Origin of the sequence: Rosenbergiella epipactidis, assembly GCF_018494055.1 — a bacterium.
GTDB lineage: Bacteria > Pseudomonadota > Gammaproteobacteria > Enterobacterales > Enterobacteriaceae > Rosenbergiella > Rosenbergiella epipactidis.
The window spans coordinates 176,016-190,049 of sequence record NZ_JABBFQ010000002.1; the positions used below are offsets into that span (position 1 = coordinate 176,016).

Annotated in this window: 12 protein-coding genes and 1 other annotated feature; of the genes, 4 read left to right on the forward strand and 8 right to left on the reverse strand. The window is 47.0% G+C overall.

Features of this window, described 5'->3' with window-relative positions:
- Positions 1-2: 2 nt before the first annotated feature.
- The 3 genes from thrB to HGT71_RS03740 form a co-directional block, all read right to left on the reverse strand.
- Positions 3-932, reverse strand: coding sequence for a homoserine kinase (gene thrB / locus HGT71_RS03730; protein WP_214216669.1), 930 nt, complete (start codon positions 930-932; stop codon positions 3-5).
- A 2-nt stretch (positions 933-934) separates the two neighbouring features.
- Entirely contained in the window at positions 935-3,397 is a 2,463-nt protein-coding gene (thrA, locus tag HGT71_RS03735; RefSeq protein WP_214216670.1) for a bifunctional aspartate kinase/homoserine dehydrogenase I, read from the reverse strand.
- 26 nt (positions 3,398-3,423) lie between these two features.
- Positions 3,424-3,545: a sequence feature (Thr leader region), on the reverse strand.
- 210 nt (positions 3,546-3,755) lie between these two features.
- A complete protein-coding gene (locus HGT71_RS03740) occupies positions 3,756-4,442 on the reverse strand; it encodes a tRNA/rRNA methyltransferase (protein ID WP_214216671.1) in 687 nt (228 codons plus the stop codon).
- 554 nt (positions 4,443-4,996) lie between these two features.
- Between HGT71_RS03740 and arcA the strand changes: the two genes are divergently transcribed.
- Positions 4,997-5,713 (forward strand): two-component system response regulator ArcA, encoded by a 717-nt coding sequence (arcA, locus tag HGT71_RS03745; protein WP_048911465.1) that lies wholly within the window; start codon positions 4,997-4,999, stop codon positions 5,711-5,713.
- 43 nt (positions 5,714-5,756) lie between these two features.
- On the opposite strand, the gene creA is transcribed toward arcA, so the two are convergent.
- Positions 5,757-6,254, reverse strand: a complete 498-nt coding sequence (gene creA / locus HGT71_RS03750; RefSeq protein WP_214216672.1) for a protein CreA — start codon at positions 6,252-6,254, stop codon at positions 5,757-5,759.
- A 206-nt stretch (positions 6,255-6,460) separates the two neighbouring features.
- Here creA and robA point away from each other — a divergent pair, with 206 nt between their 5' ends.
- On the forward strand, positions 6,461-7,327 hold the full coding sequence (robA, locus tag HGT71_RS03755; RefSeq protein ID WP_214216673.1) for an MDR efflux pump AcrAB transcriptional activator RobA: 867 nt from the start codon (positions 6,461-6,463) through the stop codon (positions 7,325-7,327).
- Positions 7,328-7,360: 33 nt separating this feature from the next.
- On the opposite strand, the gene gpmB is transcribed toward robA, so the two are convergent.
- Positions 7,361-8,008: a 2,3-diphosphoglycerate-dependent phosphoglycerate mutase GpmB gene (gene gpmB / locus HGT71_RS03760; protein WP_214216674.1), complete on the reverse strand. Its 648-nt coding sequence runs from the start codon at positions 8,006-8,008 to the stop codon at positions 7,361-7,363.
- A 53-nt stretch (positions 8,009-8,061) separates the two neighbouring features.
- Between gpmB and yjjX the strand changes: the two genes are divergently transcribed.
- Positions 8,062-8,589, forward strand: coding sequence for an inosine/xanthosine triphosphatase (gene yjjX, locus HGT71_RS03765; RefSeq protein WP_214216675.1), 528 nt, complete (start codon positions 8,062-8,064; stop codon positions 8,587-8,589).
- On the opposite strand, the gene trpR is transcribed toward yjjX, so the two are convergent.
- Positions 8,534-8,878, reverse strand: a complete 345-nt coding sequence (gene trpR / locus HGT71_RS03770; RefSeq protein WP_241595219.1) for a trp operon repressor — start codon at positions 8,876-8,878, stop codon at positions 8,534-8,536. The two genes, yjjX and trpR, sit on opposite strands and share 56 nt — an antisense overlap.
- Before the next feature lie 40 nt (positions 8,879-8,918).
- The gene (sltY, locus tag HGT71_RS03775) at positions 8,919-10,838 is read right to left on the reverse strand and encodes a murein transglycosylase (RefSeq protein WP_214216677.1); all 1,920 of its coding nucleotides are present in this window, start codon (positions 10,836-10,838) and stop codon (positions 8,919-8,921) included.
- A gap of 189 nt (positions 10,839-11,027) precedes the next feature.
- Here sltY and ettA point away from each other — a divergent pair, with 189 nt between their 5' ends.
- Positions 11,028-12,695: an energy-dependent translational throttle protein EttA gene (gene ettA, locus HGT71_RS03780; RefSeq protein ID WP_214216678.1), complete on the forward strand. Its 1,668-nt coding sequence runs from the start codon at positions 11,028-11,030 to the stop codon at positions 12,693-12,695.
- Positions 12,696-12,741: 46 nt separating this feature from the next.
- On the opposite strand, the gene nadR is transcribed toward ettA, so the two are convergent.
- Positions 12,742-14,007, reverse strand: a complete 1,266-nt coding sequence (gene nadR / locus HGT71_RS03785) for a multifunctional transcriptional regulator/nicotinamide-nucleotide adenylyltransferase/ribosylnicotinamide kinase NadR (RefSeq protein WP_214216679.1) — start codon at positions 14,005-14,007, stop codon at positions 12,742-12,744.
- Between the last annotated feature and the right edge of the window lie 27 nt (positions 14,008-14,034).

A 14,034-nucleotide genomic window follows, 5' to 3' on the forward strand; every position in this document is an offset into this window, starting at 1 on the left:
ATTTATCCCAGTTTACGTGCGCCGGCAGTATCCAGTCGGCAAATATGGACAAAACCTTCATCATTTTGCAGATAATGGTTAACGAGTTGTTCTTTGACTTGCTCTGCTGCCGTTAAGGTATCACAGATAGCGAAAAGTGTTGGTCCCGAACCTGAAATACCACAAGCCAATGCTCCGGCGGCTAATGAGCGTTCACGTGCCTGCGCGAATCCAGGGAGTAGTTGAGTTCTGTAAGGTTCTGCGACGATATCTTGCATCATGGCAATCGCCAGCGTCGCTTGTCGAGAGTGGCAAGCATGAATAAAGCCCCCCAGTAAACGACCATGACGAACGATATCGGCTTTCGCGTAATGCGATGGCAGAATGGCACGAGCCTCTGCGGTAGACACCTTGATACCAGGATAGGCCATGACCCAATACCATTCGTCGAAGGCAGGTACAGATTGTGAAATAATCCCCTGCTCTTCCAACATCAGTTGTAGGCCACCTAAATAGCAAGGGGCAACATTGTCATAATGTACGCTACCGGAGATGCGCCCTTCGAGCTCACCCATCAATAATAATAACTGATGCTCAGAGAGGGGATTCCCGGCAAACTCATTCATGGCGACCAGCGCGGCAACCACTGAGCAGGCGCTAGAACCTAGACCAGAGCCGACTGGCATATTTTTCTCTAAGGTCATCGCTACCGGAATCGTTTTACCCACCGTTTCACAGAAAAGTTTCCAGCACTGGTAAACGATATTTTGCTCAGGATCGCTAGGCAGCTTATTCACAAAGCGTCCTAACGTCGTCAAGGAATAGGTGTCTGCCTGTTCAACCGTCACGCAATCGCCGAGTAACGAACCATCAATCGGTGAAACTGCCGCCCCGAGCACATCAAAGCCGACACTTACGTTACCAATTGAGGCTGGTGCGTAGATTTTTACCATGCTCATACTCCCAACTTCCATGATAGGGTTCTTAATAGATCAGCAAAGACACCAGCCGCCGTAACATCATTTCCTGCACCATAGCCACGAAGAACTAATGGGATTGGCTGATAGTAACGCGTGTAAAAGGCTAAGGCATTTTCGCCATTCTTCACTTTATATAATGGATCGTTGGCATCGACTTCGCTCAAAGCGACTCGGCATTTGCCTGACTCATTAATTGACCCGATAAAACGTAACACTTTTCCATTAGCCTGCGCTTGGGTGTAGCGCGTAATGAAGTGGTCATCGAGCTCAGGTAACTGCTGCATAAAGCTGTCTGCATCCGGCAGATCGAGGAAAGGCTGCGGCAGTACAGGCTCAATCTCGATATCAGAGAGCTCTAAGGATAATCCTGCCTCACGGGCCAAGATGAGTAGTTTACGCGCGACATCCATTCCAGACAGATCATCGCGTGGGTCCGGTTCGGTATAACCTAACTCGCGGGCCAGCCCGGTCGCTTCTGAAAGGCTCATCCCTTCGTCGAGCTTCCCAAAAATAAAGGAGAGCGAACCAGAGAGAATACCATTAAATGCGACAAGTTCATCGCCCGCATTTAACAGGTTTTGTAAGTTCTCAATAACCGGTAATCCCGCACCAACGTTAGTATCGTAAAGGAATTTACGGCGCGATTTCTCTGCAGCCGTACGTAATTCTTGATAGTACTTCCAACTGGACGTGTTGGCTTTCTTATTCGGGGTGACGACGTGGAAACCTTGCTTTAAGAAATCGGCGTAAAGGTCGGCCATCGTCTGGCTCGACGTACAGTCAATAATGACTGGGTTAAGTAAGTAGTACTCTTTCGCCAGTTCAGTCAGATACTCTAGCGAGAAGTGCTGTTCAGCCTCTGGAAGATCTGCCTGCCAAGTGGTCAAGTCAATACCATTAACTTTGGTTAACATTTTACTGGAATTGGCGATACCGCAAACCCGAAGATCGATATGCTTCTTCTTCAACCAGCTTTGTTGGCGTTCTAATTGTTCCAATAATGCTGTCCCTACCCCACCAACACCAATCACGAAGACTTCGAGTACTTGGTCTGTCGCAAATAGCATCTGGTGAACCGCCCGCACACCGGTGGTAGCACTATCATTACTCACGACGGCTGAGATAGAACGTTCCGAAGAGCCTTGCGCTATGGCGACAATATTGATGTTGGCCCGTGCAAGCGCGGAGAAGAATTTAGCAGAGATCCCGCGCAGGGTACGCATGCCATCACCGACAACAGAGATAATGGCTAATTTCTCGGTGACATCGATAGGATCAAGTAACCCTTCTTTGAGCTCCAGCACAAATTCTTCTTCTAAAGCACGACGCGCATGCAACATTTCGGCTTGAGGTACGCAAAAACTAATACTGTATTCGGAAGACGATTGAGTAATAAGCACTACAGAGATGAATTTACGCGACATCACGGCAAACACTCGTGCCGCCATACCCACCATGCCTTTCATACCCGGACCGGATACACTGAACATCGCCATATTATTAAGGTTAGTAATTCCCTTAACTGGGGTTTTATCTTCTCCCCCTTGGGCAGAAATACGGGTGCCAGGCGCTTGAGGGTTAGCCGTGTTCTTGATCACGCAAGGAATTTGGAATTGGGCGATAGGTGAAATGGTGCGTGGGTGGAGAACTTTAGCACCGAAATAGCTAAGCTCCATCGCCTCTTGATAAGACATCGATTTTAATAAACGCGCATCGGGAACTTGGCGAGGATCACAGGTATACACACCGTCCACATCTGTCCAAATTTCACAACAATCGGCACGTAAACAAGCTGCAAGCACTGCCGCCGAGTAATCAGAGCCATTACGCCCCAGCACCACAAGCTCACCCGCTTCATTGCCTGCGGTAAACCCAGCCATCAGGATATAATGAGTCTGAGGGATTTCACGTGCGGCAATACGGCGCGTGGACTCGGCAATATCGACGGTAGATTCTAAATAATGTCCTTGGGCGAGAAGGTTTTCAACCGGGTTGATAACACTCACTGCATGACCGCGCGCGACCAAAAGGGCCTGCATAATAGCGATCGAGAGTTTCTCTCCACGACAAATGATCCCAGCATTAATACTGTCTGGACACTGTTGTAAAAGACTAATCCCTAACAAAACTTGTTCAAGTTGCGCGAACTCTTGTTGCACAACAAACTGCATGACCGCTAAATCAAAAGAAGGTTCTGCGGCAGCCAGCCCATTTAATAATTCGTCAAAAATACGGCGTGCATCCGCGAGGTTTTCACGGGTCTCTTGACCAACAATCGTTTTTTCAATGAGGGCAACTAAGTGATTAGTAATTTTTGCCGGGGCAGACAGAACAGTCGCAACTTGTTCCTGTTGTCCATTACTCTCGATGATCTCAGCTACACGAAGAAAACGTTCAGCATTGGCAACTGAGGTTCCACCAAATTTCAGTACACGCATGGGGCTCTAGCTCCTGAATATAGTTCAAAAAAAAAGCCCGCACCTGAATAGGGTGCGGGCTTTTCTATCTTTCCTGTTATGCGTCAGCCCGCACCATTACCTGTAGTAATGGTGGTAATTGTAATAATGGTGATGTTCAGGCTGGTTGTACGCATTTTTTCTCTATTTGTCTGTCTGTCTTAAAATCTGTCGCTAACAGAAGTAAAGCAAACCGCACGCCAAGTCAACGTATTTATTCCCGAAAGGATACCCTGCGTTTAAGCAGAGATGCTTCAAAATTGCATAGGGTTTAGCTGATGCATGGCAACAGGGGCGAATAACAAGATCAGTCCCTACGATATAGACCATAGACAGAATTTTATTTTGCGAGCTTTTTTTCGATATCTTGGACTAATCGATGCAACATCGCGGTATCTCGCTTTTGAGCAAATCCTAAGCGTTGCTCGATCCACTCCACCATTTTTTGGTCATCACTCACCTCAAGGCTATCCAATAATTGCGAAATTCGTTGGCGCAACGCCAATAACTGCTGTGAGGGCTCGCTCGATGGGCTAACCTGAGGTTCCAGATTCAACGCGGAAAGTTGATAACAAAATACCATTACCGCTTGCCCTAAATTCAGAGAAGGATAATCGACGGCCATAGGGATGCCTGTCAGCAAATCAACACAATCGAGGTCGGCATTACTCAGACCACTCTCTTCACAGCCGAACACCAGCGCAAAACGGCTCATCCATTCACGCTTCTCGCGTAACTGTTCCAAAACCTCTGTCGGCGTGGCGTAATAACGGAATTTAGCGCGGCTACGGGCCGTTGTCGCGATAGAAAAATCAATATCCGCTAAAGCGTCTTGTAACGTTGCAAACGTTTCAGCGTTATCCAAAATCTCTGTCGCCCCATGCGCCGTCCAATGAGCCGCAGGCTCGCGGTGAACTTGGCTATTCACTATTCTTAGTTGCGTGAACCCCATGGTTTTCATGGCGCGAGCGGCTGCTCCTACGTTCTCTGCACGCGCAGGCGCCACTAAAATAATCGGAAAAAACATGCATACACCTTCGGTTCTAAGCGAGCCGCTATCATAGACTGCCCGATTTACCTTGGCTAGTCGCGATGTATTGCCACGGCAAGACGGGAGAATGTTAATTTTTTTCACAAATATCGCCTATGGCGCTAACGCAACAGGAATCGGTACCATGTAAGCAACATCAAGAAATGTGAGGTTTTTTTTAATAACATTTATCAGAAGTGACTGATTCTAATGGTAAAGGAAAACGAAATAGTCATTTTTCATACAACTGTTAACGTGCTACACTTAGGTTTGATATAAGTCAACGAAGCACATTTATTTGCTTCCTGAATGTTATTGACGCTGTTAGCTGAGTGTTAAAGGCGTTAGGATAGGTTAATACCCTATTGGCTGACTAAGCATAAAACTCGAAGATCCAAGTTATTAGCTTATTAATGTAATCGTCCGTGCTAAAAATCAAAATATCGAACCCAGTACGTCATCGCCCAGCATTAATTGATTTAACTTACTCTACACAACATCAGCGCTGTGGCCTTGTATCAATTTCGTTGGCAAATTTTAGGTAGCAAAACATGCAGATCCCACAAATTCTTATCGTCGAAGATGAGTTAGTCACCCGTAATACCCTCAAGAGTATCTTTGAGGCGGAGGGTTATACCGTTTACGAAGCAACCGATGGTGCTGAAATGCATCACGCCTTGACTGAGCACACTGTTAACTTGGTGATTATGGATATCAATCTACCAGGTAAGAACGGTCTACTTCTCGCTCGTGAACTTCGCGAACAACAAAGTGTTGCACTCATGTTCCTGACCGGACGTGATAACGAAGTCGATAAAATTCTTGGGCTAGAGATCGGTGCCGATGATTACATCACCAAACCGTTCAACCCTCGTGAACTGACTATCCGTGCACGGAACCTGTTATCCCGGACAATGAATCTTGCACCAAGCCAAGAAGAACAAAAGCACGTTGAAAACTATCGCTTCAACGGCTGGGTGTTAGATATCAATAGTCGTTCACTGGTTAGCCCTCAAGGCGAGCAATATAAATTGCCACGCAGTGAATTCAGAGCCATGCTTCATTTCTGTGAAAATCCGGGAAAAATTCAGCCACGTGCGGAATTACTTAAGAAAATGACCGGCCGTGATCTGAAACCTCACGACCGCACCGTCGACGTTACGATTCGTCGTATTCGTAAGCATTTCGAATCGACACCGGGTACGCCAGAAATTATCGCGACCATTCACGGTGAAGGCTATCGTTTCTGCGGTGATATCGAAGAGTAACCCCTAGATTAATTAAGCCCAGAGTTTCTGGGCTTTTTTTCGATTAGTGCCAAGGCATAATCGGCACAGCGCTTAGCGCGTTTTTCGGTGAACCTTCGACTACCTTGTCTGAATAGGCGAGGTAGACCAAAGCATTCCTTTTCTGATCATAAAAACGGGTGACCTGTAATTTCTTAAAAATTAACGAGGTTCTTTGTTTAAATACTGTTTCCCCATCGGTCTTACCGGCTTTGATATTTTCTGGAACGTCAATTGGCCCAACTTGATGACAGGAAATGGCGGCATCCGCCGTGTCCTCCGCCAACCCTAGGCTTCCTTTAACCCCCCCAGTCTTAGCTCGGCTTAAGTAACAAGTAACGTTACTGATTTCAGGATCATCAAAGGCCTCAATCACTATTTTATGATTGGCTCCAATTATTTTAAACTTTGTATCCACCGAACCAATTTCCTCACTGTGAGCGAGGTGCGGTATTGCAGCGGCTAATAAAAGTGTAAACGCGCTGAGACGTTTAAAAAAAGAAGCTGAATGATGAATTTTCATAAACCTAAAATACCTCGAATCCCGTTTAATTAAGTAACTTAAAGTGATAATACCCTAAGGTTATTTTTTATAAGTTAAAAATTTTATATGTAAATATTGATATTAATAGGACCAATAATCATAGGCAATAGATTCAGAAAATTGAAATCTAGCGTATAATAGTCCGCCTAAAAGGCTTAACCTGCCAATGGATAAGGGGATTTAATATGGACCAAGCTGGAATTATCAGAGATTTATTGGTGTGGTTAGAAAGTCATTTAGACCAACCTTTATCACTCGATAATGTTGCCCACAAAGCTGGCTATTCAAAATGGCATTTACAGCGGATGTTCAAAAATATTACGGGTCACGCAATCGGTGCTTATATTCGTTCACGACGCCTTTCTAAAGCCGCGGTGGCATTAAGGTTAACGGGTAGGCCTATTTTAGATATTGCCCTGCAGTATCGTTTTGATTCGCAACAAACTTTTACGCGTGCATTTAAAAAGCAATTTAATCAGACCCCTGCAAGCTATCGTAGGGCATTAGATTGGTCATCGTTCGGACTACGCCCTCCCATTCGTATGGGTGCCTTTTCGATGCCGCAACCCACTATGGTGACTCTGCCAGAGACAACTCTTTACGGTCATACGCAAAGTTATACCTGTACGCTTGAGCAGATCTCAAACTTTCGGGCAGAAATGCGTAAACATTTCTGGCAGCTCTTTCTACGAAATGCCAAAGATACTATTCCCGAAATGGTCTATGGCCTGCATCAAGTGCGTAGCAGTACAGAAAAAGAGGATGAGCAAGAAATTCTTTACACCACTGCTATTGCTGACGGCCATTTCGCCAAAAGCCTCGAATCAGTTGAAGAGATTACGTTGGAAGGTGGCGATTATGTGCAATTTAGTTACGATGGGCTAAAAGAAGGGTTACAAGATTTCATTTTAGTGCTGTATAGCACTTGTATGCCAACCTTGAACTTAACGCGTCGTTCAGGGCAGGACATTGAACGTTTTTACACACCACAGGGCTTAACCACCGCAGATATCCGCTGTGATTACCTGATTCCGATTCGAAAAAATGCGTAATCTATATTCTCCCGGCCTACACCGGGAGATGTTCTACGCTTTGAGTTCGTCTAATGCTGGGGCGCTAAGATGAGCAATGTCTCCAGTACTCTCGACAATCCACCCCTCTGCAAGCCAGGAACTCGACTGATAGTCAACTCGAGACACTGAACAGTTACGCAACCGTAGGCGTCTTTCCGCCCATGCGGGTAACCCCAATAATGTGCCGAGCAAGCATCCTAGCGCAATACCGTGGCTAATTAATAGAGGCTTACTACCCGCTGGCAGCGAACGCGTCGCATCAAGCGCGTCTCGCATACGTTGGGCGAGCTCTTCCATACTCTCCCCTTGCGGGATTCGCCCACTTGGGTCGCCATTAAGTAACGATTTTCGCCACTGTTCTTCATCCTGATCGAGACTCGTGAGCACTCTTCCTTCCAGCGTCCCCATGTTGATTTCGCGTAATCGCGAATCGGTCACTACCGGACAACCACAATACTCAGCAATGATAGCGGCGGTATGCTGTGTTCGCCCCAAATCGCTTGCGATAATATGGGTTATGCCAGCATGTTGAAGCCGTAATCCCGTTTGTTTAGCTTGTTGTATCCCCTGCTCAGTGAGCGCGCTATCACTTTGTCCTTGAATACGTTGTTCGGTGTTCCACAACGTTTCTCCATGACGAACCAGCAAAACTTGTTGCATAACCCTTTCCATTATATGATCGAAAACAAATCTATTACCTTTGAGCTACCATTATGTATCATGTTGTCGTAGCAACCCGCAACCCAGCTAAAATCTTAGCCGTCACTGAAGCCTGTAAAGCCGTTTTCCACGATAAACTTATTGACGTTGAAGGCATCGATGTCGCCAGCGGCGTTTCAGCGCAACCGTTGACCGATCGAGAAACCTGGCAAGGCGCAGACAATCGGTTATCCGCCGCGAAGCAAGCCTATCCTAACGCAATGTTATGGGTATCGATTGAAGCGGGTATCGAAAAAAATCAGGCTTTTGCTTGGATCATTGCTGAAAGCCCCACTCAACGCAGCGAATCGCGTTCCGCAAGCTTTATGTTGCCCGACTCCCTCGTCACGGCGTTACAGGAAGGTGCCGAACTCGGCCCGCTCATGTCAACGTTGACCGGTATTGATAATATCAAACATAAAGGAGGCGCGATTGGAGCCATCACTTCAGGCCTGTTAACGCGCTCGTCAGTCTATCAACAAGCGATTATTTTGGCGCTGAGTCCTCTGGTTCACCCTTTCTATGCAGAAGCTGCTCAGTAAGCCAGTGGCGTAATTCAGGAGAGGCCGATTTTAATCCGTTAGATCCACGGGTGATTGTCGCAATCCCAACGCCTAACTGCTCTTTAAGCTGCCGTTGGCTTAACTGGCTTCGAAGCAACTCTTCAATGATACAAAGGCGTGTTGCGTAAGCTTGCCGCTCATCTGACGTAAGCATCAGATTAAGAAGCGCTTCCCCCTGCCCTGAAGAGAAGGCTTTCGCCAGTAATTCGATAAAGCGAGTCCAGTCTAGCTCTGCAAGCGGGGTCTCTTGGTGAATAGTCATCAGCATGGCTTCCGTACTCATTAACGAGTACGAAAGCATAGCATACTCAGTAACGTCGATTCCACTCACTGTCTGCGAAGATTTTATCGGGTGAACCCAATAAATAGTGATAATAAGCGTCGTATGACAGGACGTTTTTTACGTAATTTCTGGTTTCGGAGAAAGGAATCGTTTCAATAAAGGCAACAGGATCCAATCGCCCTTGGCTCGCCGATAACCAACGATTTATCCTACCTGGTCCCGCGTTATAGGCGCCTGCCGCTAAGATTCGATTGTTATCAAATTGGCGGTAAACATAATCTAAATATTGCATACCAATCTGAATATTCATCTCAGGATCAAGCAGTTGACTACTGTTACTGTAGTCGGAGATTTCATACATTTTTACCGTATGAGTAGCCGTTCCCGGCATAATCTGCATTAAACCTGTGGCACCCACTGGCGATTGGATTTTAGGATTCCACGCACTCTCCTGCCTAGAAATTGCCATCGCGAAGGTGGTTGGAATCGCTTTACCGGAAGCATAGCGTTTGAAATAAGTCTGCCAAGCAATCGGGAAGCGCTCTTTAAGACTGTTCCACATTTTCGCCGTAATTGTTGCTTGTACGCTAAGATCCCACCAATCTTGAGAATTCGCATAGCTCGCCAGCATCTGCTGTTGGCTCACACTTTTGCTACGGATTAAACTTGCCCACTCGCTACGCGCGAGGTTATCAAGATTCCAATACATCAGCTCGCGGATCCTCGCTATTTCAGGCCCCTCAGTCACTGAGCTATCGGCTTCGGGCGCTTTATCCACTTGCAATGAATAATCTTCCCCTAAACGCTGTGCCGAGACCATGGCATAAAAGCCGCGTTGGCGCATCAGCTGATGCAGTATCTCGTCGGCCTCGGATTTCCGTCCTCTTTCGAGAAGTAAATCAGCCTGCCAATATTGCCATTCATCTTTCTGTTTCGCTTCGACCGGCAAACGGGCAATCCACGTATTCAAGCCACGGCGATCGTTTTGACTGAGGGCGAGTCGAATGCGTCTTTCAAGTAAGGTTTCGGACTCACTGTCCATCACCACTTCATCACGCCAGCTTTGCTGCTGTGACGTTGTATCGGTCGACATCAATTGCCAGGCGATTGCCTCTTTCAACGCTTGGGTATCAGCCTCGTCCATTTTTTGTGCCGAGGCCAACTGCGGAATCATCGACTGTGCTTGGTCGGTGTTATCACGAGCCAAGCGGTTAAATGCAAGGAGAGTAATTTTGCGGCTAAAATCGGTCGGCGAAACACTTTGAGCAAAAGTTAGAACGCCTTGCGAAGAGCTCTGGAGCGCCCTTAACGCTGTACTCAGCGTATCGTAGTCTGAAGGTAACTGAGCGATAAGCTGATTAGTGAGACGATCATTCCCAGCTTTAAAAGAGAGCAATAGACGCGTGAGAATCTGGTCGGCACTAAAGTCACCACTGTTTTGCCATGCGGTGAAAAGGCGATCACAGCCCGCAGGCAATGAACGGCCCGTCATCCAGATGGATCGCGCCCCTTGCCAAGCAAGACGTTGATGACCCGTAGCATAGTTGGCGTAGTACCAATTACACTTAGCTTGTGCAGTCGGCGGCTCTTGCGGGCTAAAACTGAGTAAACCTTGCCAATCATCACGTCGAGCAAGCTCACTGACAAATTGATTTTTCAGACTCTTGGCCGCCGGTAAGGTAGGATAACGATTAACAAAATTGTTGATGCCCAGCGCCGTATCTTGGCTGAGATCTTGGGAAAGCTGGCGATATTCAAGATAGGGGTAAAGTGGATAATCTTGTAGCGTTGGCATCAATTGTGCCACCACATCCATTTGCTTAGCATCCCAAGCTTGACGTATTTGGCTATAGCGCTGGCGCTGCTCTTGTAATGAGTCGGCAAACGCCGCGCAACTCACGGTGGTAAGACATACTCCTGCTACCCAATGCTTCCAATCTGCCACGTGTTACCCCTTATCGACGCTATAGTGAAGAGTTCATTACGCTAACATGTTTCCAATACTTCGTTTAGCTTTCCTGTTAGTCCCTCCGATTATAGACCTTTCCTCTGAGCTGTTACTGTGAATATGACGTGAAAACAGATACACTTCTCAGCAAATAATAGGTTTAACGATCACTAAGAGGCTTATCTCGTGGCGCAATTCGTATACAGTATGCACCGTGTGGGGAAAGTTGTTCCTCCCAAACGACATATTTTAAAAAATATTTCTCTTAGCTTCTTCCCAGGGGCAAAAATTGGCGTTCTCGGTCTTAATGGCGCGGGTAAATCAACCCTGCTACGCATCATGGCCGGTATCGATAAAGATATTGAGGGTGAAGCAAGACCACAACCCGGTATTAAAATCGGTTATCTGCCGCAAGAGCCGCAATTGAATCCTGAGCATACCGTACGGGAATCCATTGAAGAGGCACTCTCCGAGGTTGTCGGTGCATTAAAGCGTCTGGACGAAGTCTATGCTCTTTACGCCGAGCCTGAGGCCGATTTCGATAAACTGGCTGCAGAACAAGGCCGTTTGGAAGAGATTATTCAAGCGCACGATGGTCACAACCTCAATACTCAACTAGAACGTGCCGCCGATGCATTACGCTTACCCGAATGGGACGCGAAAGTGGCCAATCTTTCTGGAGGGGAACGTCGTCGTGTTGCGCTATGTCGGCTATTGCTTGAAAAGCCAGATATGTTGCTGCTCGATGAGCCAACGAACCACCTAGATGCAGAATCCGTTGCTTGGCTTGAACGCTTCCTGCATGACTTTGAGGGCACTGTCGTCGCGATCACCCACGACCGTTACTTCCTCGATAATGTTGCTGGCTGGATCTTAGAGCTGGACCGCGGCGAAGGTATCCCATGGGAAGGCAACTACTCTTCTTGGTTGGAGCAGAAAGATCAACGCTTAGCACAGGAAGCCTCTGCTGAAGCGGCTCGCCGTAAATCGATCGAAAAAGAGCTGGAATGGGTACGCCAAGGCACTAAAGGCCGCCAATCAAAAGGTAAAGCACGTCTGGCCCGCTTTGACGAGCTGAACAGCGTCGAGTATCAAAAGCGTAATGAAACCAGCGAACTCTTTATCCCGCCTGGAGCACGTTTAGGCGATAAAGTGGTAGAAGTGAATAATCTTACCAAGTCCTATGGTGATCGCGTTCTGATCGATAACCTCTCTTTCTCCATTCCGAAAGGGGCCATTGTCGGGATTATCGGTGCCAACGGTGCAGGTAAATCAACGCTGTTCCGTATGCTATCAGGTCAAGAACAACCAGATTCCGGCGAAATCACCCTAGGTGAAACGGTGAAACTGGCTTCGGTCGAACAATTCCGTGACGCGATGGATAACAGTAAAACCGTTTGGGAAGAAGTGTCCGGTGGTCAAGATATCATGCGTATCGGCAACTTCGAGATGCCAAGCCGCGCATACGTCGGTCGCTTTAACTTTAAAGGAACCGATCAAGGCAAACGCGTCGGTGAGCTGTCTGGTGGTGAACGCGGTCGTTTACATTTAGCAAAATTACTGCAAGTTGGCGGTAACTTATTACTGCTCGATGAACCGACCAATGACCTGGATATCGAGACGCTGCGCGCCTTAGAGAATGCCCTGTTAGAGTTCCCTGGCTGCGCCATGGTGATCTCGCACGACCGTTGGTTCCTCGACCGAATCGCAACCCATATCCTTGATTATCAAGATGAAGGAAATGTGACGTTCTTTGAAGGAAACTTCAGTGAGTACGAAGATTACCGTAAACGCACACTAGGCCATGAAGCGCTTGAACCGAAGCGAATGAAATATAAGAAAATGAGCAAATAATGTTCAATAAAAGAGAGCCGCAGGTCGGCTCTCTTTATTTTAACCGCTATTCGGATAAAAGCCGATCACCGTTCAGTGTCGAAGAGGATTTTAATAAGACTTTTTCGACAAGCTCGATACAGCGTAAAAAACGACTGTCATAATCATCTTCTTTAACCTGTACAAAGGGGATCCCATTCTGCTGCAACAGATCGATCAGCAATAATTGAAACTCTTTTCGATCGACGGAACTGCCTAGACTACGTAGCCCATCGGCAACCCAAGGGACGTTGTTTTCTAACAGAATCACAAGATCGAACCGATACTCTGCGATCAGCGCCTGTACAAAGGGATGAGCCTTACCTTCATACTTGATACAAAATGCTTGAGTTGTCACGAAATCGGTATCGATAAACGCAACTTTGTTAGCATATTTTACTGCAAAATCAATGTACTGCGCTTGGCCTAAAGCAATCTTATCGTAATCAGAATATTGCAACGCTATCTCATCTCCCCCTAATTGCGAGAAGACATAATCACGTCCATATTCCCAAGCACTGGTGGTATTAAAAATATTGGCGAGCTTGTTGACCAAGGTCGACTTACCGCTCGACTCACCGCCGAGTAAAGCAACTTTACGCACAAAGAACGGTTTAACTTCGGTCGGAATATAGTCCCAGTAACGGAACGGATCTTGTCGGATTTGATGACCGCTGATGTTAATAAACGAACGCTTCGCATCCACCACAATCGTTTCGATATTAAGATAGCGTTCGAACATTGCGGCATCGTCTTGCTCACTGGTATAAACCCGTTGCGCATTGATCTGTTTTTCCGCCATAAAGGCGCTGATCTCTTGGCTCCAGATATCCCATCCGTGAGGATAGGGTTCGACGCCTTCCTCATTGAAGGAGTGAATACGAATATTCTTTTGATACTTAAAGGTCTGTAATAGCCAACGGAGTCGATCAGCCGTCGTCGGTTGTTCCGACATGGCACTCTCTTCAAACAATTGCCGGTCACGCGGCTCATCGTGGCCCATAATGATATGCAGTTCATCAACTTGGCTACAGGCGCGCTGAATAAGGTAAATATGGCCGGTATGTAAGGGATAGAACTTACCGAAAATAACGCCAACCACTTTTTGTCGATAGGGGTAGTCTAGCGCCAGAAAATGGTGCAGCGCCTGGAGTTTCGAGGCACTGGGACTTTTTATTTTCTGATTCAATAATTGACTGAGGTAGCCCTTAGTCATGTCACAGGCTTCAGCCACCTGCTGCAGTGTGACACCTTGTTGCTGTATCGCGAGTTTCAAATAATCATAATTTTGCATCACGCCAGTTCCTAAGAGCTTACTACC